Source organism: Bacillus sp. BB51/4 (assembly GCF_008368845.1).
GTDB lineage: Bacteria > Bacillota > Bacilli > Bacillales > Bacillaceae_G > Bacillus_A > Bacillus_A wiedmannii.
On record NZ_QOSC01000016.1, the window covers coordinates 109,695 to 131,603 of the forward strand.

Genomic DNA, 21,909 nt, shown 5'->3' on the forward strand with positions numbered 1-21,909 from the left:
ACAACATGTTTAATATGCTATAACAGTAACAATTGAAAGTAGGTGAAACATACATGTGCGCCGGCCTTCTCGCTCAAACTCCAGAGGAACCGAAAGAACCAAAACCCGCCTTGTCGCTTGATCAAGAATTCTCTATTAACGCAACCATTTATAGTGCTCGTGCTTGGTTATCTAATGATGAGACTTTCCCACAAACGATTTGGAAAGGCTCTCGCTTCGCTTCAGCATCACACGCTGGCAAGTCCATCTTACCAATCGGCACTGTAAAAATTTTGAACTTATCTGATGATACAATAACAGTTACTGCATCATCAGAATCAGATGACACTCTCAAAATAGTCGTACCTCCTCATTCTGAAGGTGTTTTAACATCTAATGGTTTATCTGATGTGCAAGCAAGTACATCAGGAGGAGCAAGTAAAGTCACGTTCCTCTTTCATATCTTTTTCTCAAGGGATCCTGGTTCAGATAAAAAACCATAAAAAAGGTACAGTTATGCACTGTACCTTTTTTCACGTATTCTATTCTCTTGATTTGATGAGTTCAACATTATAAGATTCAATATCCGTTAGCTTTCCTGCAAAATATGGATTTTCTCTATACCAAGACTGCTTTGAAAAATACGCTTGCATGTCTTTCGTTTGAAACATATGTCCATGTCTTGCGTATATTTCGTTTCTCGCTATTTTCAACTGTTCTTTCGATAAATATGCTAAGTCCGCACTCGTTAGTTTTCGAATATCACTATCAGGGAAGATAAAACCATTATATACATACCGAGTCGTAGCTGGCGGAGTAACATTGTAAACAACTGTTTTTTCCGAGCTCTTCTTCTGGAATGGAAGATTATACGAAGGAAATGCCGTTACCGTTTCTACCTTCGTCGTTTCCCTTCCATTTTCTCCATTTCGTTCTAAATAAATCGTCGCACTTCCATCAGTCGCTACAGGCCCCCACGTAATTTCTTCTCCAACCAGCGCTGTAACTGGATTTTGATTCACGTACAATGTTGCACCAGGCACGTTCGTTTGGACAGTAATATATTGACCTTGCAACGTTAAATCTATCGTTACGTTATTTTGACCTTGTTTCATAAGTACAACCTTTTCTTCACGTGATAGTTTCACATAGTCATTTTTATATTCTGCTTGAAACATTTGAGTTCCCGGAAGAAACGGTCCATATTGCTTCTCAAACTTTTTGTCATCTGTCTTATCAATTTCTTTTCCGTTCATTTTTAAAGCTGCACCTTTTTCATTTGAAAGCAACGTCGTATAATACGTCTTTGCTTTCAATTTATACCGATCAAATAAAAAGAAATACTTTCCGTCTTTCGTTAACGAAAAGTCTGTTCTTTCGATTCCGTTCCCTTGTTTTTTATCTATCCTCAAATGTTCTTTCAATTCATTCACATAAGATGGATTTTCTTTTATATACGAAAAGAGTGGCATTAGACTCTCTCTCGTTACAACAACTGACGGATCATCTGCCGTGACGATTTCAGCTAACTTCTCCCCGTCCTTCTCTTGTAAAATCGTAATCATCCGGTCTACTTGTGCCGACTGCTTATAATACGATGATCCGTATAAATAGAGTCCGACAATCGCTATAACAAATAGTGCTAACAGTGTAATGCCAACCTTTGCACCACCACTCATGTTCTTCTTTACTACAGGACTTCCCCTCTTCATCCCGCAGTTTTGACAAAATTGCACACCTTCTTCAAACTGAGTCCCACACTTTGTACATACATTCATCCATTCAACCACCTTTTCATTAGAAGCCAGTTATTCCCTGTGTAAAGGTTTGAATTATCGTGCTAATGTAAGACCACAGTACAATGAATGTTGCAATTCCGATTAAAACATTTGCGATAAGAAGTGTATAAATAGGATCTAATCCGCCGTTATCTAGTTTTACTGTAGCTACAATTATACTAATTCCCATATACGTTGTAGCCAGCCCTAATAAAATTGGTAAGAAAAAGATTAATAAGAAACTAAAAAGAAAAGAAAGAACTAATATAGCAATTGCCGGAGTTGCTATCGTTCCCCATATACCGAATACTTCAAGATACGAAAAAGATGCTTTCATCATCTTACCGCTTACAAAAATAATAAATCCGACAAATAAAGTTAAAATTAATAAAAATAAAAAGACCGTTACAGTGTCCAAAAAGAATGTAGGAGTAGGTATATCTGGTGCAAATGTTCTCGTAACAGCTGCTGCAGCACTCATCATTCTATAAAAAAGACATGCTCCTAAAAAACAAATAAGAACAAGACTTACAATTCCATTTCGCACTTCAATATTCCCACTTTTCATAATGGCCGATGGTGATTTAAAAGCATTTTTAAAGAACTGAAAATAGCCACTTGCAAATCGCTTCGCTTGCTCTACCGTTTCATTTGGTCGAGCTTCCTTTGCTGGTGCTACGCGTGCCTGTTGCTCACCTTCTTCCTGTGCACCACTCGCTACTGCTCCCTCTGTTAACGAATGTCCACAATTCCCGCAAAACTTTGCCTCTGTTGTATTTTCCGTATGACACGCCGGACATTTCATTCTCTCATCCCTCCTTTAAGCATATACCGTATAGGGTGTTACAAATTCAATATATGACTTTGTACATAAAACATGACTACAAGAAAAAGATTATGAAATCCTTCTTTCAAATGAAAATATATGTGCTAGCAATCTTGAAAAATAATGCTATTATGAAACAGAATAAATAATATTTTTAACAGATTGGATGACAGGCAATGGAATTAGTAAACTCAATTTTTCAAATACTCCTTACAAGCGTAATCCAATTATTTTCCTTAATTGGCGTTATCATTGTAATTGGATTTCTATTAGGCTATTTAGAAGCATTAACACGCATGTATTGGTCGAGAGCTTTCGGAAGAAAAGGATTCCTTTTAACGGCGTGGATCGGTGTTCCTATTCATGAACTTGGACATGCCATTATGTGTGTACTTTTTCGTCATAAAATTGTAGCAACGCAGTTTTTCCCAACAGATACAAGTCAAGGTGCTTTAGGCTACGTACAACATCAATACAATCAAAAAAGTGTATATCAACGAATTGGGAACTTCTTCATTGGAATCGGTCCTATTATTTCCGGTATTACTGCGTTAATCCTTTTAATGCGCTATTTCGTACCAAATTCATATTTCTTATTTAATACAACTCTCGAAAAAACAATCGCTTCTACTTCTATTAATGTAGAAATGGTTCAAAACATGCTCTTATCGACGTTTGTATTATTGAAAAGCTTATTTACAATAAGTAATTTATTGAATCCTTCCTTTTGGCTATTTTTATTTATCGCCATTTGTATTTCTGCACATATCGCTTTAAGTAAACCAGATATTAAAGGATCAATAGACGGTGTTATCGTCATGTTTATCGTATTATTTTTATTCAACATAATCGCAGGACTATTTCAGTACGACAGTAACCAGCTCATTGGAAAAGTGATGAAGTATAATATGTACCTCATTGCGTTTTCTAGTGTGGCTCTGCTGTTCTCTTGTCTTTCTACACTTGTTAGTTTTGGATTTTATAAAATAAGAGGAGGGCGTTCGTTTTGAACGCCCTCCTCTCATCACTTATTCCTCTTATAATCACAATGCTCAACCGGAACACGAGCATGTCCTTCTTCATCTGTACACCATGACTGCGACTGGAAGGCAAGAAAGATACCAACCCATTCTTCTTCCTTTTCAAAGTGAATGAGTATTCCCCCGTCTTGCCATATACCATTATCACCTTTCCATTTCTCTACATTCCCTTGATTCATATGAATATCGTGTATACCGTTTCCTGGCTCGAAATGAAAGTAAGAATCAGGTGTATTTTCTTCTGGTCCCCATCTTTCACCGAACGCATAAATAATTGCTTTTTCTTCTATCGCTCGTTTTATATAACGCTCTATTTTTTCATTTAAATCATTATCCACTCCTGCTTTTTCAGCTGGTAAAGGAATCATTTGCTTCGAATCAAATACATTACCTCTTACGTAGTCTAAAGCTACTTTCGGTTCATTGTTTTTTATTTCTGTAAAACCGAACGGTAATGTCGGTAAAATATGAATCGCCTCTGACCTAATATTATCACTCGCAAAATATAAAACTTCTGACGGATAACTTTGCGATTTCACGTTAATTGCAATACGATAATCAACTTCTGCTTCGCCTTGTAAATGAACTTGATAATGAGGTGTTTTCCCTTTTCCAATCTTTGATTGTATAACTGTACCTTTTAACACGCCGTATTTTTTTAGGGGCATACATTTCATCTCCTATTCATTTAGTAGAAGCTTTTCATACTTAAGGCATTATCCATATAAAAAGAAAATCCTCCTTTCTCAGGAGGATTTCTTATTTTCTCAACATATACCAAAAAATAACCTCTACGACCACAAGTAACACCGCACCCAAAATCATTAACGTCGTCTTCTTTAATAGTTCATTTTCACGATAAGGGATGTTACATAAATACGCACCCAGTGTAATCCTTGACGGGCAAGCGATTGTCGCTACTGATGATGCGGTGTTTTGCAGTGTTGTGACGTATTGCCACGGGAGTGCTACGTTTTGCGCAGTTTGCATTTGTAGTTTTATGAACATCGCATTTGATCCTGCGTTACTACCTGTTAAAAAGCCACCGATTCCGCCGATAAACGGAGCAACGAAAACGAAAAACGTTCCAAATGTTTCACCAGCTGTTTTTGCAAGTAATGAATGCATGCCAGATGCACCCATTAGTTCTGAAATGGTGATAAACATCGTCGTTGTAATCGCAAATGGAATCCATTGTTTTATCGTTTGCGAGAGTGATTGTTTAATAATATGAGATGGAATGCGGAAGAAAATAATAGTAAATAAGCAAGTCATACCGAGCCAAAATCCTGGTGAATATAGTAACTCTAATTTGTAAGAGTATGATTTCAAATCAAGAACGGCATATGATCTGAATACATCATGTAATGCTGGTACGAGGCGAGAAAGTAAAATACAAACAGTTAAGAATATATAAGGGCTAATAATTTTTATAATAGATACTTCTCTCTCCGTTGCTGCAGCATGTTCTGTTATTAAATTTTGCTCACTTTTTCCTTTTAATTTAATGATAAGAAAGCCAAATGTAATTGTAACGATAGAACTTAATATACCTGCTAGTTCAACACTTACGTATGCGTTAGAAAGATAGATTCCGAGAGAAAATAATAGAAAGAAACCGAATCCTTCTTTCCACTTTTCAATTACGGCCCGCCAGCCACCAACAACGTGTAAAGAAAGAATGACGAAATAAGCAAACATCGGAATACTTAGTAGTGCCGTATTTGTACCAAGTGTTGTAAGCGGCATATTTATTAGCTGCGAACCGATAATCGTACCAGTTGCCATTGCGCCCCACGAACTAGCTAGTAAGCCGATAAATGAAAGCAGTACAGCCTGAAACGGTTTATAGCCCAATGAAAGAAAGATAGGTGCTGCAACCATGAAACCAATTCCGAATCCACTTACTGATTCGATTAGCGGACAAATACCAAAACACATAAGGAGCATTTGTAATAAACGATCGTGCGTCACTTCTTCTAAAAAACGTGCTACTTGATCGATGTACCCCATTTTGTTCATGAGGTGAAATAAAAAAATACCGAAAAACAAAACGTACCCGACAATAAAACAAATTAACCAACCTTTAATCGTTGCGTGCACAGTTTCACTTATCCCTAGTTGAAACGTTGGCGAGAGTAAAACGATTCCAACAGACACAACGTAAGCAATTAAAGAGGACCTTAATGACGTTTGTTTAAATAAAAATAAACAAATGAAAATCATCATAATTGGGATAAGTGCCAACAATATGGCCATGTTATCATCTCTTTTCATTAAAAATACAATTTTTAACTATTATATAACAGATGTCATATTTTTCAATTGTTTTTACAACAGATTCAAAAAAGGAGCCAAATGGCTCCTTTCACTCCCATTTTCTTTTATCCTGAAAAACGCTCTGCTGTCCGACTATTTTATCTAACACAACAAACACAATATAAGCACATATTACTTGCAATACAACATTTCCAAATTTCATTAATTCAAATGAATGGATCCAGCGAAATAATTCGTTTAATAATACAATTGAAACGATACTAAATAGTTCTATACTAATCGAAAATATACATATTTCTAAAATAGATTGCTCTTGAATGCGATTTAAGTTGGAAAAGATGAATACATATCCTATAAATAGAGCCATCAATTCTATTTTCGTCATGCTAATGAGCCAAGCGTATAGTGGTACAGTTAAAAGAAGATATAGTAGTTTCCGTCTTAGCATGCTTTCTCACCCTCTAAGTTATATGTATTTTCTGTATATTTTAACATTTATTACGCAAAACAAAAAGAAGAGACTTATGCCTCTTCTTTTTGTTTTGTTGCCTGTATTAATTCACATATTTCTTCTCGCTTTTCATTTTCTAACAGCTCAATGACTTTACTTCCAACGACTACTCCATCACATATTGTAATCATTTCTTCTACATGTTCCTTCGTTGAAATACCGAACCCTGCTACTACCGGTAAATGCGTATGTGATTTTACTTTTTCTAAGTAACTATGAATCTCACCTTTAAAGTTTTGACGTACTCCTGTTACGCCCGCTACTGTAACAGCGTAAACGAACCCTTCTGATTCACTCGTAATTTTTTCAATTCGCTCAATTGGGCTCGTTACTGTAACGAGTGGAATTAGCGCAATGTTTGCCTCTCGAAGTAACGGGGCAATAATATTTTGCTCTTCATACGGTAAGTCTGGAACGATGATGCCATCTACACCTGCTTCTATACAGTTTTCGATGAATCGTTCTTTTCCGAATGCGAGTACCGGATTTAAATATGTCATGAGTACAAACGGAATTTGTACTTCTTTCCTTACCTCTATTAATGCTTGAAAAATACCTTTTACTGTTACACCGCTATCTAACGCTCGTTTCCCTGCTCTTTGAATCGTTGGACCGTCTGCGACTGGATCTGAAAACGGAATGCCGATTTCAACGATACTCGCTCCTGCTTCGTCTAGAAAACGAATTCTTTCTTTTAATTTTTCAAGGCCACCATCTCCGCCCATTACGTACGGAATAAATGCTTTCTTACCATTTTCAAACGCTGCTTTAATTTTTTCTACTCCCATTTTTTACACCTCTTCCATATAACGTTTTATACTCTCTACATCTTTATCCCCGCGGCCAGATAAACAAATGACAAGTCCTTCGTCTTTATTCATTTGCGGCGCTAATTTTAATGCGTATGCGACAGCATGTGAGCTTTCTAACGCCGGAATAATCCCTTCTTTTTTCGTTAATAATTGAAATGCTTCTAACGCTTCTGCGTCTGTTATCGAATGATAAGAAACGCGTCCAATATCTTTTAGCAAGCTATGTTCTGGCCCAACACCTGGATAATCGAGTCCCGCTGAAATAGAATGCGCTTCTTGAATTTGTCCTTCTTCATTTTGCAGAAGGTACATCATCGATCCGTGTAAAACACCAACGCTTCCTTTCGTTAAAGTCGCTGCGTGCTTTTCTGTATGAACGCCTTTTCCAGCTGCTTCAACGCCGTAAAGAGCAACTTCTTCATCGTGTACGAACGGATAAAACATGCCCATCGCATTACTACCACCGCCAATACAAGCAACGACTGCTTCCGGCAACTTTCCTTCTAATGCTTCATATTGTTTTTTCGTTTCTTTCCCAATTACACTTTGGAAATCACGAACAATTTTCGGGAATGGATGTGGTCCAAGAACGGATCCCATAATGTAGTGTGTATCGTGTACATGTGAAACCCAGTAGCGAAGCGCCTCGTTTACCGCATCTTTTAATGTACCGCTACCTGCCGCTACGCTTTCTACTTTAGCTCCGAGTAATTCCATTCGGAACACATTTAATTTTTGACGTCTCACATCTTCTTCTCCCATAAAGATGACGCATTCTAATCCGAGTAGGGCACATACAGTAGCGGTTGCCACTCCGTGTTGTCCTGCCCCTGTTTCAGCGACAACTTTTTTCTTGCCCATTCGTACTGCAAGTAGTGCCTGACCGATTGTATTGTTAATTTTATGAGCTCCTGTATGGTTCAAATCTTCACGTTTTAAATAAATCTTTGCACCGCCGCAATACTTCGTCATATTTTCAGCGAAATAAAGCGGTGTTTCTCTTCCGACGTACGTTTTTAAATAATGATTTAATTCCTTTTGAAACGCTTCATCTTGCATCGCTTCTTTATATGCTTCTTCTAGCTCTAATACAGATTGCATTAACGTTTCTGGAACGTATCGTCCTCCGTATATACCGTAGTGACCTTTTTCATCTGGATATGCGTAGTTCATTTGGAACACTCCTTCGCTTTTATAATAAATTGTTTTATTTTCTTTAGATCTTTCTTTCCTTCTGTCTCCACTCCGCTACTTACATCGACCATGTATGGCTGAATCGTTCGAATCGCTTCTTCTATATTAAAAGCGTTTAATCCACCAGCTAATATCGTTTTCTCTCGCAATTTTTTTGACATATGTGCGAGTAACTCCCATGAAAATTGCTTTCCATTTCCTCCGTGAAACTTTTCTTTCGGGCTATCAAACAATATATAATCCGTTTCATATGTTTGAGCATTTTTCATATCACTCTCTGAAGTTACCCCAAGTGATTTTATAGACGGAATATTCAATCTTCTGATTTGATGATTGTCTTCATCCCCATGTAGTTGCACATGCGTTAACCCACATTCATCTGCAATTTTCTCGATCACTTCTACTGATTCATTTACGAAAACACCAACCTTTAACACGTTTTTTGGAAGCTCCTGAATGATTTCTTTCGCTAGCACTGGAGTGATTTTTCGCTTACTTTCTGCAAAAACAAATCCGAGTGCATCAGCTCCGTATTCGCAAGCACGTTTTGCCGTTTCAACATCAGTGATGCCGCAAATTTTCACTTTCATATGTTCACCTTACAGTCTTCAAAAAAGGTATGAATAGAAGATGATGTCATAAGTGCCTCTCCAACTAACACACCTTTTGCTCCAGCTTTTTTAACACGGATAATATCTTCCTTTGAATGAATCCCACTTTCACTAATCCAAAGTAATCTCTCCTCGTTTAATCGTTTTCCAAGCTTTTCTGTTTGGCTTAAATCGACTTCGAATGTTTTTAAATTACGGTTGTTAATGCCGATAACGTGCGGATTTAATTGGATTGCAATTTCTAATTCCTGCTCATCATGAACTTCAACAATTGCTTCTAATCCTTTTTCTAGTACGTAGCTGTACAGCTCTTTTAATTTTTCTTTCGTTAACGCCGCTACAATTAATAAAATAATATCTGCTCCAGCTTCATACGCCCTATCAATTTGAATCTTATCAATTATGAAATCTTTACATAAAAGCGGAATGTTACTTTCTGCTCTTGCCGTTTGTAAATCGTGAAACGACCCTTTAAAAAATTGACCGTCTGTTAAAACAGATACTGCTCCTGCGCCGCATTCTTCATATATTTTCACTTGTTTTCGTACATCAACGTGTAAATTAATATCTCCTTTTGATGGTGATGCTCTCTTTACTTCTGCAATGACAGTAAACTGCTGTAATGCTTCTACAAGTGAATATGTCTTTCTACTTTCTTTTAATGGTGTATACGTTTCATATAATGCCGCAACTTCCTTTTTCTTTTGGTCTACAATTTTATCTAAAATCGTCCCCACGTTAATTCACCCTTTCTAATTTTTCATTACTTGCTGCAATTAATAAGTTTAGTTTGGCTAATGCTTTTCCAGAGTCAATGCTATATGCCGCTAGTGTAATTCCTTCTTCAATCGTTTCTGCTTTTCCATTTGCAAAAAGGGCTAGACCTGCATTTAATAAAACTGTATCGCGGTAAACATTCTTTTCTCCGCTTAATACTCCGAGCGTAATCTTTGCATTTTCTTTCGAATCCCCGCCTCTAATCTCTTCGTTTTTCACTATTGAGAAACCATATTTCTTAGGTTCAATACTCGTTTCTACTATTTCATTATCTTTCAAAATGACAACATAATTCTCTCCTTGTAATGATGCTTCATCTAAAAACCCACTTCCGTTTACGACAAGCGCTTGTTTTCTGCCTAGTTTCTGTAATACTTGCGCAACTGGTAGTAACATATCTCGTTTATAAATGCCGACAAATTGTGTTTCTAAATTTACCGGATTTGTTAAAGGACCAATTAAGTTAAAAATCGTCGGCACATTCAATTCTTTTCTTATTTTCATAATGCGTCTTAATGCTGGATGCATCGCTGGTGCGAATAAAAATGCGATGCCGACATGCTCTAATAAATAATCAATTTCGTTTGGCGTACTGCTAATATTTACACCGAGTTCTTCTAATAAATCTGCACTTCCTGTTTTACTAGAAACAGCTCGATTACCATGTTTTGCAACCTTTACGCCAGCTCCTGCCAGTACAAATGCCGATGTTGTACTAATATTAAACGTTTGGGCACTGTCACCACCTGTCCCGCAATTGTCCATTGCTCCTTGTATATGGTTCGAAAACGGTAATGCCTTTTCACGAAGAGCTCGAACAAGGCCGTATATTTCTTCTGCCGTTTCACCTTTCGCTTTCAGTAATACTAAGAAAGCTGCAATTTCGCTCTCCAATATGTTTTCATTTAATAAAAGAAGCCCTGCTCTATACATCTCCTCTTCTGTTAAATGTTGTCCCTCCACTAATTTACGAAGATAGTTATTCATACTCTTTCCTCCTCCTTCACTTCTGTTAAAAAGGCACGTATTAACTTTCCACCTTCTTCTGTCGCGATTGATTCCGGGTGAAACTGTAATCCGAATAGCGGATAATAATTGTGACGAACTGCCATAATTTCTCCATCGTCCATCGCTGTCGCTAGTATGTCAAAACACTCTGGCAAGCTCGTTTGCGCTGCAACAAGGGAATGGTAGCGCATCGCCGTTAATGGCTGTGTTACATATGAAAAGATTGAAGTTCCATTATGTTTTACACGTGATGTTTTACCGTGTTTAATGCGTTCTGCTCTTACAATGTCTCCTCCAAATGCTGATATAATTGCTTGATGACCAAGGCAAATCCCTAATATGGGAACGTTCTTATAAAAATGACGAATCACTTCGATACAAATGCCAGCATCCTCTGGTTTTCCTGGTCCTGGTGAAAGCACAATTCCTGTTGGATTCATCCCCTCTAGCTGTTCTATCGTTAGTTGATCATTTCTTACGACAACAATATCTTCTTCGTATTCCCCTAACAGTTGATACAAGTTATATGTGAATGAATCGTAATTATCAATTAGTACAATCATTTCATTACCTCCAAGAGCGCTCTCGCTTTATTTAACGTTTCTTCATATTCAGCTACTGGGTCTGAATCATAAACAATTCCCGCTCCTGCCTGAACGTATGCTTTTTCATCTTTTACGACCATCGTTCGAATGGCGAGTGCCATGTCAAGATTCCCTGAAAAACTAACGTATCCAACTGCACCCGCGTATACATTTCTTTTTTCATTCTCTAGCTCATTTATAATTTCCATCGCTCTAATTTTCGGAGCGCCTGACACTGTTCCTGCTGGTAGACAATACGCTAATGCATCAAATCCGCTCATCTGTTTTCGCAATGTTCCGTAAACTTCAGATACAATGTGCATAACGTGAGAATATTTTTCTACTTTCATATATTTATCTATCGTCACAGATCCAATTTCACTTACTCTGCCAATATCATTCCGCCCAAGATCCACAAGCATCATGTGCTCCGCTCGTTCTTTCTCATTTTCTAACAGTTCTTTCTCAATTTCCGCATCTTCCTGCTTCGTTTTCCCTCTCGGCCTCGTACCGGCAATTGGGTTCGTCATCACTTTATCGTCTCTTACTGATAACAAACTTTCTGGCGAGGAACCGAGTACAACATAGTCTTGAAAATCGATATAGAACATATATGGTGATGGATTGGCGATTCGAAGTTTTCGGTATAACGCGAATGGATCACCGATACATTCACTTTGCAAACGCTGTGACAGTACGACTTGGAATATGTCCCCGGCTCTTATATGTTCTTTCGCCGTTTCTACCATCACGCGAAATTCTTTTTCAGTTATTGAAGAAGTAAATGATAATGTTGATCTTATTTCAGTTACTTCAGATTCTTCTCCCTGTAATACTTCCTCTTTGTATACTTGCAATCTTTCATATACTTCTTTATAAGAAGCTGAATCGTCTTCCCTGCATACATATACAAATGATAATTTTTGGCGTAAGTGGTCATACACGATAAACTCACGGTACAGTAAAAGGTGTACTTCCGGAATATTCAATGGATCGTGTAAATCTGCTCCAATGTTTTCATATTGCCGAATGACGTCATAACCAATATAACCAACTGCTCCTCCGCAAAACGGGAATGGACTGTCTACTTGAGCTGACGCGATTTCTTCTTCTAACACTTGTAGTACGTTACTTTGCAGCTTTTCTGTTTGGCCGTAAATCGTTCGTTCTACTTCCGTACCAACACTTTTCACTTCACCATATGGATTACATCCTAAGTAAGAATAGCGTCCTTTATCTTGATGAAGCTGCGAACTTTCTAATAAAAACTTTTTCTTTCCTTTCATACGTCTATATAAAGAAATTGGCGTAATGCTATCTCCTTCTTCTTCAGCGATTACTAAAAATGCTCTTCCCTGTTCTTTTTGCTTCATAAATTCCTCTTTTGTCATCATGCCTTTCACCTCAATCTGAAAAATAAAAAAGTCCCCTACATATCGAAAATATGTAGAGGACGATAATTTTACCGTGGTACCACCTCATGTTGGACGCAAAAGCATCCCGCTTTGTTCAGGTACAAAATATATACCTTATCCTTGTAACGGCGGAACCCGGGTTGCCTACTGAAAATAATTGTTCAGCATACCTCTCGTAAGCCCATTCCGTATATGGCACCGCACCGGGCTCCCACCTATCCCCGGCTCTCTGTAACGTCTCCAATATACGTACTCTTCTTACTTAAACGATTTCATTTATTTAATTTTTTGTACACAAAAAGGGAGTACTCATCCTATAGAAAGGACGGGTACTCCCGTGGTGCCACCTTAATTCGTTACAAATGTAACGCACTTTACCGTATCAAAAACAATACGTGTCTCTTGTATCGATGAGATCATGTCGCCAAAGCCTACTTCTTTCGTTTCGGTTTGGAAGCTCCGAAGTCCATTCCACATCAATCCCATACTGATTCGCACCAACCATCAGCTCTCTGACATGTTCATCATGTGTACTCTTCTTCATCAACGCTTGCATTTTTTTAAGTTGCACTCATTATAGACCTAACTTTTTTCATAAGTCAATACTTTTAAAAGAATTTTATTTTTCTCTCCTTTCAATATTATATTGACAAAACAACCTCTTTTTATGTAAATATAATAAATACTCTATTAAAAATAAGGTTTTTTGCATGAATATTATATATTAAAAAAGTAAAACAATGTCAAAAAACGCTTACATTTCTGAAAATTCGTATTTCTGTATGGATTTTTCAGAATAATCATGATAGATTATAAATATGCATAACGCATCAAAAGACATGACAAAAGGAAGGGGAACTACATGAGTACGCAGATGTTAACTTTAACTTCTATCTCTATTTACATGCTCGGGATGTTAGTAATTGGCTATTTCGCCTATAAACGAACGTCCAACTTAACAGATTATATGCTTGGCGGGCGTACATTAGGCCCCGCAGTAACAGCATTAAGCGCTGGAGCATCCGATATGAGTGGTTGGCTTTTAATGGGCTTACCCGGTGCAATGTTTAGCGTTGGATTAAGTAGTAGTTGGATTGCGATCGGCCTGACACTAGGCGCATACGCAAACTGGCTATATGTCGCTCCTCGCTTACGTACCTACTCTGAAATTGCAAATAACTCTATTACTATCCCAGAATTTTTGGAACACCGTTTCCACGACAAATCTCACATGCTACGTTTAGTATCCGGACTTGTTATTATGATTTTCTTTACTTTCTATGTAGCTTCAGGATTAGTTTCAGGCGCTGTATTATTTGAAAATTCATTTGGCATGAACTATCATGTTGGATTATTCATTGTTGCAGGCGTTGTTGTCGCTTACACATTATTTGGTGGTTTCTTAGCAGTAAGTTGGACAGACTTCGTGCAAGGAATCATTATGGTAGTCGCTCTTATTCTTGTTCCTATCGTAACAATTATGAATTCGAACGGACTTGGACCTGCATTTGATACAATTCAATCTGTAGATCCAACACGTTTAGATATTTTTAAAGGTGCCTCTACTTTAGGAATGATTTCTTTATTCGCATGGGGCCTTGGTTATGTTGGACAACCTCATATTATCGTACGCTTTATGGCAATTTCCTCTGTAAAAGAAATTAAAAGCGCACGAAGAATTGGTATGAGCTGGATGATTTTCTCTGTTGTCGGAGCTATGTTTACTGGTCTTATCGGTATCGCTTACTACTCACAACAAGAGTTAACATTATCTAACCCAGAAACAATTTTCCTTGAACTAGGAAAAATTTTATTCCATCCACTTATTACTGGATTTTTATTAGCCGCTATTTTAGCAGCTATTATGAGTACAATTTCATCTCAGTTACTCGTTACTTCTAGTGCTATAACAGAAGATTTATATCGTACATTCTTTAAACGTTCTGCTTCTGATAAAGAACTTGTATTTGTCGGTCGTATGGCTGTACTTGTTATCGCATTAGTCGGATGCGCTTTAGCGTTTAAACAAAATGATACGATTTTAGCTCTTGTTGGATACGCTTGGGCTGGATTTGGTTCTTCATTCGGACCTGCTATTTTATTAAGCTTATATTGGAAACGTATGACGAAGTGGGGCGCACTTGCTGGTATGATTTCTGGTGCGGCTACAGTAATTATTTGGACTCAATTCAAATTCTTAAAAGAATTCTTATATGAAATGATTCCTGGTTTCACTATTAGTTTACTAGTAATCGTTATTGTTAGTTTACTAACGCAACCTTCAAAAGAAGTTGAAGAGCAATTTGAGAATTTCGAAAAACAACATAGTCATAATCTATAAAGGAAAAGCTCTGCTGTTATCGTATCAGCAGAGCTTTCTTTTTATGAAAGTTCGACAATCTTCTACTCGAATTTAACAATTTCTTTATGTTTCGTTAAATTAAACATAACACTACTCCTTTATAGTATTACTATCAGCACTTATACAGAAAGGGGACTCCAACATGTTAGCAGCTTTCCAGCAACAACAAACACGAAAATTTTCACCTATTACAAATACTTCTGCGTCTTGTTTGAACATACAACCTAACCCACCTAAAATTTCAATCGCTCCTTCTGTTATTTCAGTCATTGGTGTTCATATGGAAAAAAATAAGTTGAAAGTAAGAACTGGACAAAGCACTGAGTTATCAGCTTCCGTTTTGCCAGTGCAAGCAACGAATAAAGAACTTATTTGGACAAATATGAATGCTGATGTTGTCACAATGTATCCAAAAGGTAATACGGTAACGATTACTGGAAAAAGTGCCGGAAGAGCAGTCGTAATTGTCACAACTACTGAAGGAAAGTTCCGTGACCTATGTATTATTCATGTACAACCTTATATGACAAATCCAAAGTAAAAGAGTGGCTTCCTAGCCACTCTTTTACTTGATTTCAATGTGTGAATTTTTACTTGTAACAAGATTGATGAATTGGTCTTTATCTTTAGGAGAAATAACTTCTGTTTTATGTGCGCCATAAACAATTTCAAGTCGATCCAATGACAATGCATGAGCAGCTATTGGATTTTTCGTATTTGAAATTTGTTTTATATCTCGTATAAATATGCTTTTTTTAACGAGACCTGATCTAATTGTAATTGTTTCTTCTCCGACGATGTATTTTGTCGAAAACCAACTCCACATAAATAATATTGCTAACGGAAGTGTAAAAAATAAAAGAAAATACTCTTTTCCTGCAAATAGAGGAGCAACACACGCTCCAATGACAACGAAAAAAATCGGATATAACCATATATCTTTTTTTGATGGAAATTCCATTAAACTTCCCTTCCTCCCCTATATTTCTGTAAAACAAAAAGAGAAGTATCACAACTTCTCTTTTCTCCTCTAACATTATAATTCCTGTGTATACGCAGGCTCATTTACTACATTTTTTGCTGTTCGTTTTTGTTGCTGTAGTAAGAAAACAGATACACCAAACAATACGAGCATGCTACCGATAATTTGCATGGCATTTAGTCTTTCACCGAGTAAGAAGAACGCTAATATAGATGCTCCAACTGGTTCACCTAAAATACTCATCGAAATTGTTGTTGCATTTACGTAGTTTAATAACCAATTATTAATGACGTGTGACACTGTCGGCACAACCGCAAGTAAAAGAAAAACGGTCCAATCCCACTTCGTATAACCTGTAAAAGGTACTTGCAATACTATATTATAAATCCCCATAAAAATACCGGCGAATGCAAAAACTGTAAAGCTATAAATCCAGTGTGATACTTTCTTTACTGTTGTTTGCCCGATAAATAAATAACCGACAACCGCTATGACACTTAAAAAGGATAATATATCTCCATAAATCGCTTGTTCACTTAGCCCTAAATCTCCCCACCCAATACACATTACGCCTAGTATCGCTATTCCCATTGTCGCAATGGCTGAGTATGTTGTTCTTTCTTTAAATAAGAAAAAACCTCCAACTAAAGATACGATTGGTTGAAGCGCTAAAATAATCGTCGAACTAGCAACTGTCGTATGCTTTAAAGATTCAAACCACAAAAGAAAATGAAGCGCTAAAAAGAAACCAGATCCAATTAAAAATCCCCAATCTTTTATTTGAATCTTACTAAACTCTTCACGTTTTTTCCAAACGATAGGCAGCATAATAAGTACGATAATCCATAATCGATACATACTTAATATTGAAGATGGTGCTGAGGACATCTTTACAAAAACTGCTGCGAATGAAATGGCTATAATGGAAATTGCTAATGGTAGTGCGATTGATCTTTCCTGTTTCAAATTCCGTCTCCCCTCTCACCTGTCAAAAATCCCACTTCATTATATCCGTTTTCTTTCATAACTTAAATACTAATTTTTTAGATTCTTCGTACCATTATGGTAAAATAGAAACGAAAGCACCTATTAGTGAATATTTCTTTCTTTTTCACTACAAGCGTCGCTCTTACAATCATTACAGTAAATTTTTATTTAGGGGGATCTACATGAATCAAACAATAGGGAGAATTGAAGAAATTTCATTTTATAGCGCATCACTTCAAGAAGATGTTACACTTCTCGTTTACTTACCAGTAAATTACACACCACTGCACAAACATACAGTTGTAATTGCACAAGATGGTAGAGATTATTTTCAGCTTGGTAAAGCGCACCGTGTAATTGAGCGCCTTCGTGAAACTGAAGAAATTGACCGTACAATTATTGTCGGTATTCCATATAAAAATGTACACGATCGTAAAGAAAAATATTTCCCAAATGAAGTGAAAAACGCTGCGTATATTCGTTTCCTTGCTCATGAACTTGCACCATATATCGATGAAAATTATCCAACGTACCAAATGGGAAAAGGTCGTGTGTTAATTGGTGATTCTCTTGGCGGGACAGTTTCCTTCATGACTGCACTTATGTATCCGCATACATTCGGTAAAGTCGTTATGCAATCACCATTTGTGGATGAAACAGTGATGAGCTTAGCAAAAGACTTTAAAAATCCGGAGGCGCTAGACCTTTATCACGTCATTGGGACAGAAGAAACAGCTGTAAAACGCACTGATGGACAAGTATCCGATTTCGTACAACCGAACCGTGAGCTCAATACGCTTCTGACAGATAGAAATTTCATCACACATTACGAAGAATTCGAAGGTAACCACACGTGGAAATATTGGCAAACTGATTTACCGAAAGCTTTCTCTCATATTCTATCAATGAAATAATAGAGAGCAGTATTCAGAATAATTTGATATAATAGATTAAGAGAGTTATTTTCTCAAAATCTAACTAGACTTACAAAGGGAGGAATTGGAACATGAAATTAGGCATTGTAATTTTTCCATCTAAAATGATTCAAGATAAAGCGAACGGATTGCGTAAACGTTATGATCCGCACTACGCATTAGTTCCGCCACATATTACATTGAAAACACCCTTTGAGACGCAAGATGAACAATTAGAATCGATTGTAAAAGAGTTACATACAATCGCAAGTAAAACGAACCCTTTCACCCTTCATGTCGGAAAAGTTGGTTCATTCGCACCTGTTAATAATGTTCTTTATTTTAAAGTAGAAAAAACACCTGAACTTACTTTCTTAAATGAGGAGATGCATAGCGAATTCTTTATACAAGAACGCGAGTACGCTTTCGTACCTCATTTAACAATCGGACAAGGCTTATCCGATGCAGAGCATGCTGATGTATTAGGTCGATTACGTATGAAAGATTTCTATTATGAACAACCAATTGATCGCTTCCATCTTCTATATCAATTAGAAAACGGAACGTGGACTGTATACGAAACATTCCACCTTGGAAAGGGGAACAACTAATTTGCACGCACAGATCGTACAAACGGACGAACAACTAAGAGATGCATTCTCTGTACGTAAGCAAGTATTTGTGAATGAGCAACAAGTTTCTGCTGACGAAGAGTATGATGAGTTTGAAGAAACTTCAACACACGTTGTTATATATGATAATGATGTTCCAGTTGGTGCTGGTCGTTTTCGCATACTGGATGGAATAGGAAAAATGGAACGCATTTGCGTACTAGCTTCCCATCGTAAAAAAGGCATTGGAAAAATTGTTATGGATGCACTTGAAGCGTATGCGAATGAAAACTCGCTACCAAAATTAAAGCTGCATGCCCAAACACATGCTGAAGATTTCTATAAGAAACTTGGATATGTAACGCATTCTGATGTATTCATGGAAGCAAATATTCCTCACATCGTTATGATAAAAGAATTGTAATTTGAAAACAGGAGGTATCCCCTCCTGTTTTTTACATTGCTATTTTCTTTTTCTTCCGCTAAAGTTAAATGTTGATGCTATAGTTTTGAAGGTGAATATATGACACAAGAAAAATTTTCACAAAAATCATTAACGCACGCTGATATTCCGCGTGCAACATACCATATTCCAAAAACATCTACCCATTTAATTATGGAAGAAGATGCTGATGCAGCGTATTTCCGCGCTCTCGAACAACAAAATGTTTTTTTAAATGAAAAACAATTAGAGGCCGTACGCACGACAGAAGGTCCTGTTCTTACATTAGCTGGTGCCGGAAGCGGGAAAACATCTGTTTTAACAACCCGCGTAGGTTATTTAGTAAATGTAAAACAAGTTCATCCGCGAAATATTTTATTACTTACATTTACACAAAAAGCAGCTGAAGAAATCCGAAACCGTGTAGCAAATTTACCAGGTATGAATCGTGCTGCAAGTAGCTACGTTGTTGCTGGTACGTTCCACTCAGTCTTTTTAAAATTGCTTCGTAGTCAAGGGTATAATCAGCAAATTTTAGCAAACGAAAAACATAAACAAATTATGATAAAGAAAATCTTGAAAGAATTGCGTCTAAAAGACGATTATGATGCTGAAACGATGCTCGCTATGATTTCACTTGAGAAAAACAAATTGAATCGTCCGAAAGATGTAAAAGCAAAAACACCCGTTGAACAAGAATTTAAAGAAGTATACGAGCGTTTTGAAGAAGTAAAACAACGATATAATTATATTGATTTCGATGACATCTTATTAGAAACATATTATATGTTAGAAAATAACGTTCCTTTGCTTACCCAATTACAACAACGTTTCCACTATATTGAAGTAGATGAGTTCCAAGATACATCGTATGCACAATATGAAATTGTAAAATTGTTAGCCACGCCAAGAAATAATTTATTTATCGCAGGTGATGACGATCAGGCGATATATGGCTGGCGAGGAGCAAGTCACCAAATTATTTTATCTTTTCCAAAAGAATTTGATAACACTACAATTATCGCACTTAATACGAATTACCGATCCAATCCTTTTATCGTCGGACTTGGAAATGAAGTTATCAAACTAAATCAAGAGCGTTTTGATAAAGAGCTCTATTCTGTGCGTGAAGAAGGTGTACAACCTTTTTACGCAAGACCGGCTACGACTCTTGATGAAGCAAATCAAATTTTGCAGCTCATTCAAGAAAAAGTAGATAGCGGCGAACGCAACTTTAAAGATTTTTGTTTACTGTATCGCACACATTCTGTAAGCCGTTCGTTACTTGATCAGCTTACCATTCACAAAATCCCGTTTATTAAGCACGGGGCGAGTCAATCATTTTATGAACATTCTTTAATTAAGCCTGTATTAGATCATTTAAGACTGGTGATTGAACCGTTTCGACTAGAATCACTTTCAAATATATTGCCAACGATGTATATCGGGCGTGATGATTGTATTTCATTTATTGAACGTGAACAATGGAAATATGGTGAGGGGCGGTTCCCTTCTCTTCTTCATTTCTTATTATTAAATCCGAGCTTAAAACCTTTTCAAGTGAAAAAGGTAAATGAGCGTATCGATTTTATTAAATTTATAAAAGAATTAGAACCGAAAAAAGCATTAAAAGAAATTATTCATGGTAAAGGAAAGTATTTAGAGTACTTACAAAGTAACGATCGTTCTTCCTTTACGATGCATAAAGATATACAAGAAGAAATGTTAGAAGAATTAATGGAGTCAGCAACTCGTTTCACCGATATTCCAGCTTATTTACAATTTATTGATGAAGCAATTCAAGGTCAAAAAGAAATGGAGGCATTAAAAACAATGCCGGAAAAAAATGCTGTTTCGCTTATGTCTATTCATAACGCAAAAGGCCTTGAATTTCCATGTGTCTTTTTACTTGGAGCGAGCGATGGTATTCTTCCCCATACTTCTTCTTTAAAAGATGCAAATGATCGTGTTACAGAGACTTCTGAAGCTTTAGAGGAAGAACGCCGACTACTTTATGTCGCAATTACACGTGCAAAAGAAGAACTTTACATTTCCTCTCCTCAATTTTTTAGAGGTAAAAAATTAGATATCTCTCGTTTTTTATATACTGCGCGAAAAGATTTATCTGAAAAGACATCCACTAAATAAGGATGTCTTTTTTTATATTGCATTATGTACATCCCTCCTAATATAAATTACCTGTTTTCGTCATGATAATTAACGTAATATCAACCATATCTCATTCATATTGTAATAGTGTATGTCAGAACTCACGATAAGGAGTGAACATAATGAGCTGCAATTGTAACGAAGACCATCATCATCACGATTGTGATTTCAACTGTGTATCAAATGTCGTTCGTTTTATACATGAATTACAAGAATGTGCAACTACAACATGTGGATCTGGTTGCGAAGTTCCATTTTTAGGAGCACATAATAGTTCATCTGTAGCAAATACACGCCCATTTATTTTATACACAAAAACTGGAGAACCTTTTGAAGCATTTGCACCAACTGCAAGCCTTTCTAGCTGCCGATCTCCAATTTTCCGTGTCGAGAGTATAGACGATGATGATTGCGCTGTATTGCGTGTATTAACTGTAGTATTAGGTGATACTTCTCCTGTACCACCTGATAATGATCCAATTTGTACGTTTTTAGCTGTACCAAATGCAAGATTAATATCGACCAACACTTGTCTTACTGTTGATTTAAGTTGCTTCTGCGCTATTCAATGCTTACGTGATGTTACGATTTAAAACTAAATAATGAGTTAAGCATGGATTGGGTGGC

At 36.8% G+C, this 21,909-nt stretch carries 23 protein-coding genes and 2 other annotated features; of the genes, 9 read left to right on the plus strand and 14 right to left on the minus strand.

Going from position 1 to position 21,909, the window contains the following annotated elements:
* Window positions 1–53 precede the first annotated feature (53 nt).
* On the plus strand, window positions 54–482 hold the full coding sequence (locus DN392_RS22810) for a hypothetical protein (RefSeq protein ID WP_000332417.1): 429 nt from the start codon (window positions 54–56) through the stop codon (window positions 480–482).
* 39 nt (window positions 483–521) lie between these two features.
* On the opposite strand, the gene DN392_RS22815 is transcribed toward DN392_RS22810, so the two are convergent.
* Both DN392_RS22815 and DN392_RS22820 read right to left on the minus strand, forming a co-directional pair.
* A complete protein-coding gene (locus tag DN392_RS22815; protein ID WP_061672921.1) occupies window positions 522–1,757 on the minus strand; it encodes a TcaA 3rd/4th domain-containing protein in 1,236 nt (411 codons plus the stop codon).
* A 19-nt stretch (window positions 1,758–1,776) separates the two neighbouring features.
* Window positions 1,777–2,562 (minus strand): zinc ribbon domain-containing protein, encoded by a 786-nt coding sequence (locus DN392_RS22820; protein ID WP_061672920.1) that lies wholly within the window; start codon window positions 2,560–2,562, stop codon window positions 1,777–1,779.
* Window positions 2,563–2,759: 197 nt separating this feature from the next.
* Between DN392_RS22820 and DN392_RS22825 the strand changes: the two genes are divergently transcribed.
* The gene (locus tag DN392_RS22825) at window positions 2,760–3,593 is read left to right on the plus strand and encodes a hypothetical protein (protein WP_064056816.1); all 834 of its coding nucleotides are present in this window, start codon (window positions 2,760–2,762) and stop codon (window positions 3,591–3,593) included.
* Between the two features lie 14 nt (window positions 3,594–3,607).
* On the opposite strand, the gene DN392_RS22830 is transcribed toward DN392_RS22825, so the two are convergent.
* From DN392_RS22830 to trpE, 10 genes are all read right to left on the minus strand, one after another.
* Window positions 3,608–4,291 (minus strand): DUF2278 family protein, encoded by a 684-nt coding sequence (locus tag DN392_RS22830; RefSeq protein WP_064056817.1) that lies wholly within the window; start codon window positions 4,289–4,291, stop codon window positions 3,608–3,610.
* Between the two features lie 91 nt (window positions 4,292–4,382).
* The gene (locus tag DN392_RS22835) at window positions 4,383–5,882 is read right to left on the minus strand and encodes an L-lactate permease (protein ID WP_088321085.1); all 1,500 of its coding nucleotides are present in this window, start codon (window positions 5,880–5,882) and stop codon (window positions 4,383–4,385) included.
* Window positions 5,883–5,991: 109 nt separating this feature from the next.
* Complete coding sequence (locus DN392_RS22840; protein ID WP_064056819.1) at window positions 5,992–6,351, minus strand: DUF4029 domain-containing protein; 360 nt, start codon at window positions 6,349–6,351, stop codon at window positions 5,992–5,994.
* Between the two features lie 74 nt (window positions 6,352–6,425).
* Window positions 6,426–7,202, minus strand: a complete 777-nt coding sequence (gene trpA / locus DN392_RS22845) for a tryptophan synthase subunit alpha (RefSeq protein ID WP_000537832.1) — start codon at window positions 7,200–7,202, stop codon at window positions 6,426–6,428.
* Window positions 7,203–7,205: 3 nt separating this feature from the next.
* On the minus strand, window positions 7,206–8,399 hold the full coding sequence (gene trpB, locus DN392_RS22850) for a tryptophan synthase subunit beta (protein WP_046958293.1): 1,194 nt from the start codon (window positions 8,397–8,399) through the stop codon (window positions 7,206–7,208).
* Window positions 8,396–9,010: a phosphoribosylanthranilate isomerase gene (locus DN392_RS22855; protein ID WP_061672915.1), complete on the minus strand. Its 615-nt coding sequence runs from the start codon at window positions 9,008–9,010 to the stop codon at window positions 8,396–8,398. The genes trpB and DN392_RS22855 overlap by 4 nt, the downstream gene beginning before the upstream one ends.
* The gene (trpC, locus tag DN392_RS22860; protein ID WP_064056820.1) at window positions 9,007–9,768 is read right to left on the minus strand and encodes an indole-3-glycerol phosphate synthase TrpC; all 762 of its coding nucleotides are present in this window, start codon (window positions 9,766–9,768) and stop codon (window positions 9,007–9,009) included. Before trpC ends, DN392_RS22855 begins: the two co-directional genes overlap by 4 nt.
* A 1-nt stretch (window position 9,769) precedes the next feature.
* Window positions 9,770–10,795: an anthranilate phosphoribosyltransferase gene (gene trpD / locus DN392_RS22865; RefSeq protein ID WP_088321083.1), complete on the minus strand. Its 1,026-nt coding sequence runs from the start codon at window positions 10,793–10,795 to the stop codon at window positions 9,770–9,772.
* On the minus strand, window positions 10,792–11,379 hold the full coding sequence (locus DN392_RS22870; protein ID WP_088091253.1) for an aminodeoxychorismate/anthranilate synthase component II: 588 nt from the start codon (window positions 11,377–11,379) through the stop codon (window positions 10,792–10,794). Before DN392_RS22870 ends, trpD begins: the two co-directional genes overlap by 4 nt.
* Entirely contained in the window at window positions 11,376–12,794 is a 1,419-nt protein-coding gene (gene trpE / locus DN392_RS22875) for an anthranilate synthase component I (RefSeq protein WP_142292437.1), read from the minus strand. The genes DN392_RS22870 and trpE overlap by 4 nt, the downstream gene beginning before the upstream one ends.
* Before the next feature lie 52 nt (window positions 12,795–12,846).
* Window positions 12,847–13,091: a binding site (T-box leader), on the minus strand.
* A 42-nt stretch (window positions 13,092–13,133) separates the two neighbouring features.
* Window positions 13,134–13,371, minus strand: a binding site (T-box leader).
* A 306-nt stretch (window positions 13,372–13,677) separates the two neighbouring features.
* On the opposite strand from trpE, the gene putP reads away from it, so the two are divergent.
* Together putP and DN392_RS22885 are read left to right on the plus strand one after the other, a co-directional pair.
* A complete protein-coding gene (gene putP, locus DN392_RS22880; protein ID WP_064056823.1) occupies window positions 13,678–15,156 on the plus strand; it encodes a sodium/proline symporter PutP in 1,479 nt (492 codons plus the stop codon).
* A gap of 163 nt (window positions 15,157–15,319) precedes the next feature.
* Window positions 15,320–15,718, plus strand: coding sequence for an Ig-like domain-containing protein (locus DN392_RS22885; protein ID WP_000878724.1), 399 nt, complete (start codon window positions 15,320–15,322; stop codon window positions 15,716–15,718).
* A 24-nt stretch (window positions 15,719–15,742) separates the two neighbouring features.
* Here DN392_RS22885 and DN392_RS22890 read toward each other — a convergent pair whose 3' ends face one another.
* Together DN392_RS22890 and DN392_RS22895 are read right to left on the minus strand one after the other, a co-directional pair.
* Window positions 15,743–16,138: a PH domain-containing protein gene (locus DN392_RS22890; protein WP_000395645.1), complete on the minus strand. Its 396-nt coding sequence runs from the start codon at window positions 16,136–16,138 to the stop codon at window positions 15,743–15,745.
* Between the two features lie 75 nt (window positions 16,139–16,213).
* Entirely contained in the window at window positions 16,214–17,125 is a 912-nt protein-coding gene (locus DN392_RS22895; RefSeq protein WP_000808244.1) for a DMT family transporter, read from the minus strand.
* Window positions 17,126–17,328: 203 nt separating this feature from the next.
* Here DN392_RS22895 and DN392_RS22900 point away from each other — a divergent pair, with 203 nt between their 5' ends.
* The 5 genes from DN392_RS22900 (at window position 17,329) to cotY (ending at window position 21,875) form a co-directional block, all read left to right on the plus strand.
* On the plus strand, window positions 17,329–18,060 hold the full coding sequence (locus DN392_RS22900; RefSeq protein ID WP_001076851.1) for an alpha/beta hydrolase: 732 nt from the start codon (window positions 17,329–17,331) through the stop codon (window positions 18,058–18,060).
* A 92-nt stretch (window positions 18,061–18,152) separates the two neighbouring features.
* Entirely contained in the window at window positions 18,153–18,671 is a 519-nt protein-coding gene (locus DN392_RS22905) for a YjcG family protein (RefSeq protein WP_000765870.1), read from the plus strand.
* 1 nt (window position 18,672) lies between these two features.
* A complete protein-coding gene (locus DN392_RS22910) occupies window positions 18,673–19,095 on the plus strand; it encodes a GNAT family N-acetyltransferase (protein ID WP_046957039.1) in 423 nt (140 codons plus the stop codon).
* A 99-nt stretch (window positions 19,096–19,194) separates the two neighbouring features.
* Window positions 19,195–21,261, plus strand: a complete 2,067-nt coding sequence (locus DN392_RS22915; RefSeq protein WP_000191182.1) for an ATP-dependent helicase — start codon at window positions 19,195–19,197, stop codon at window positions 21,259–21,261.
* Window positions 21,262–21,404: 143 nt separating this feature from the next.
* Window positions 21,405–21,875 carry a spore coat protein CotY gene (cotY, locus tag DN392_RS22920; protein WP_048561499.1) on the plus strand — a complete coding sequence of 157 codons (471 nt, stop codon included), beginning with the start codon at window positions 21,405–21,407 and terminating at the stop codon, window positions 21,873–21,875.
* Window positions 21,876–21,909: the final 34 nt, after the last annotated feature.

Bases quoted from the DNA above. Each gene is read 5' to 3' on its own strand.
- DN392_RS22810 (WP_000332417.1), top strand. From the start codon at position 54: ATGTGCGCCGGCCTTCTCGCTCAAACTCCAGAGGAACCGAAAGAACCA.
- DN392_RS22815 (WP_061672921.1), bottom strand. From the start codon at position 1,757: ATGAATGTATGTACAAAGTGTGGGACTCAGTTTGAAGAAGGTGTGCAA.
- DN392_RS22820 (WP_061672920.1), bottom strand. From the start codon at position 2,562: ATGAAATGTCCGGCGTGTCATACGGAAAATACAACAGAGGCAAAGTTT.
- DN392_RS22825 (WP_064056816.1), top strand. From the start codon at position 2,760: ATGGAATTAGTAAACTCAATTTTTCAAATACTCCTTACAAGCGTAATC.
- DN392_RS22830 (WP_064056817.1), bottom strand. From the start codon at position 4,291: ATGCCCCTAAAAAAATACGGCGTGTTAAAAGGTACAGTTATACAATCA.
- DN392_RS22835 (WP_088321085.1), bottom strand. From the start codon at position 5,882: ATGGCCATATTGTTGGCACTTATCCCAATTATGATGATTTTCATTTGT.
- DN392_RS22840 (WP_064056819.1), bottom strand. From the start codon at position 6,351: ATGCTAAGACGGAAACTACTATATCTTCTTTTAACTGTACCACTATAC.
- trpA (WP_000537832.1), bottom strand. From the start codon at position 7,202: ATGGGAGTAGAAAAAATTAAAGCAGCGTTTGAAAATGGTAAGAAAGCA.
- trpB (WP_046958293.1), bottom strand. From the start codon at position 8,399: ATGAACTACGCATATCCAGATGAAAAAGGTCACTACGGTATATACGGA.
- DN392_RS22855 (WP_061672915.1), bottom strand. From the start codon at position 9,010: ATGAAAGTGAAAATTTGCGGCATCACTGATGTTGAAACGGCAAAACGT.
- trpD (WP_088321083.1), bottom strand. From the start codon at position 10,795: ATGAATAACTATCTTCGTAAATTAGTGGAGGGACAACATTTAACAGAA.
- DN392_RS22870 (WP_088091253.1), bottom strand. From the start codon at position 11,379: ATGATTGTACTAATTGATAATTACGATTCATTCACATATAACTTGTAT.
- trpE (WP_142292437.1), bottom strand. From the start codon at position 12,794: ATGATGACAAAAGAGGAATTTATGAAGCAAAAAGAACAGGGAAGAGCA.
- putP (WP_064056823.1), top strand. From the start codon at position 13,678: ATGAGTACGCAGATGTTAACTTTAACTTCTATCTCTATTTACATGCTC.
- DN392_RS22885 (WP_000878724.1), top strand. From the start codon at position 15,320: ATGTTAGCAGCTTTCCAGCAACAACAAACACGAAAATTTTCACCTATT.
- DN392_RS22890 (WP_000395645.1), bottom strand. From the start codon at position 16,138: ATGGAATTTCCATCAAAAAAAGATATATGGTTATATCCGATTTTTTTC.
- DN392_RS22900 (WP_001076851.1), top strand. From the start codon at position 17,329: ATGAATCAAACAATAGGGAGAATTGAAGAAATTTCATTTTATAGCGCA.
- DN392_RS22905 (WP_000765870.1), top strand. From the start codon at position 18,153: ATGAAATTAGGCATTGTAATTTTTCCATCTAAAATGATTCAAGATAAA.
- DN392_RS22915 (WP_000191182.1), top strand. From the start codon at position 19,195: ATGACACAAGAAAAATTTTCACAAAAATCATTAACGCACGCTGATATT.
- cotY (WP_048561499.1), top strand. From the start codon at position 21,405: ATGAGCTGCAATTGTAACGAAGACCATCATCATCACGATTGTGATTTC.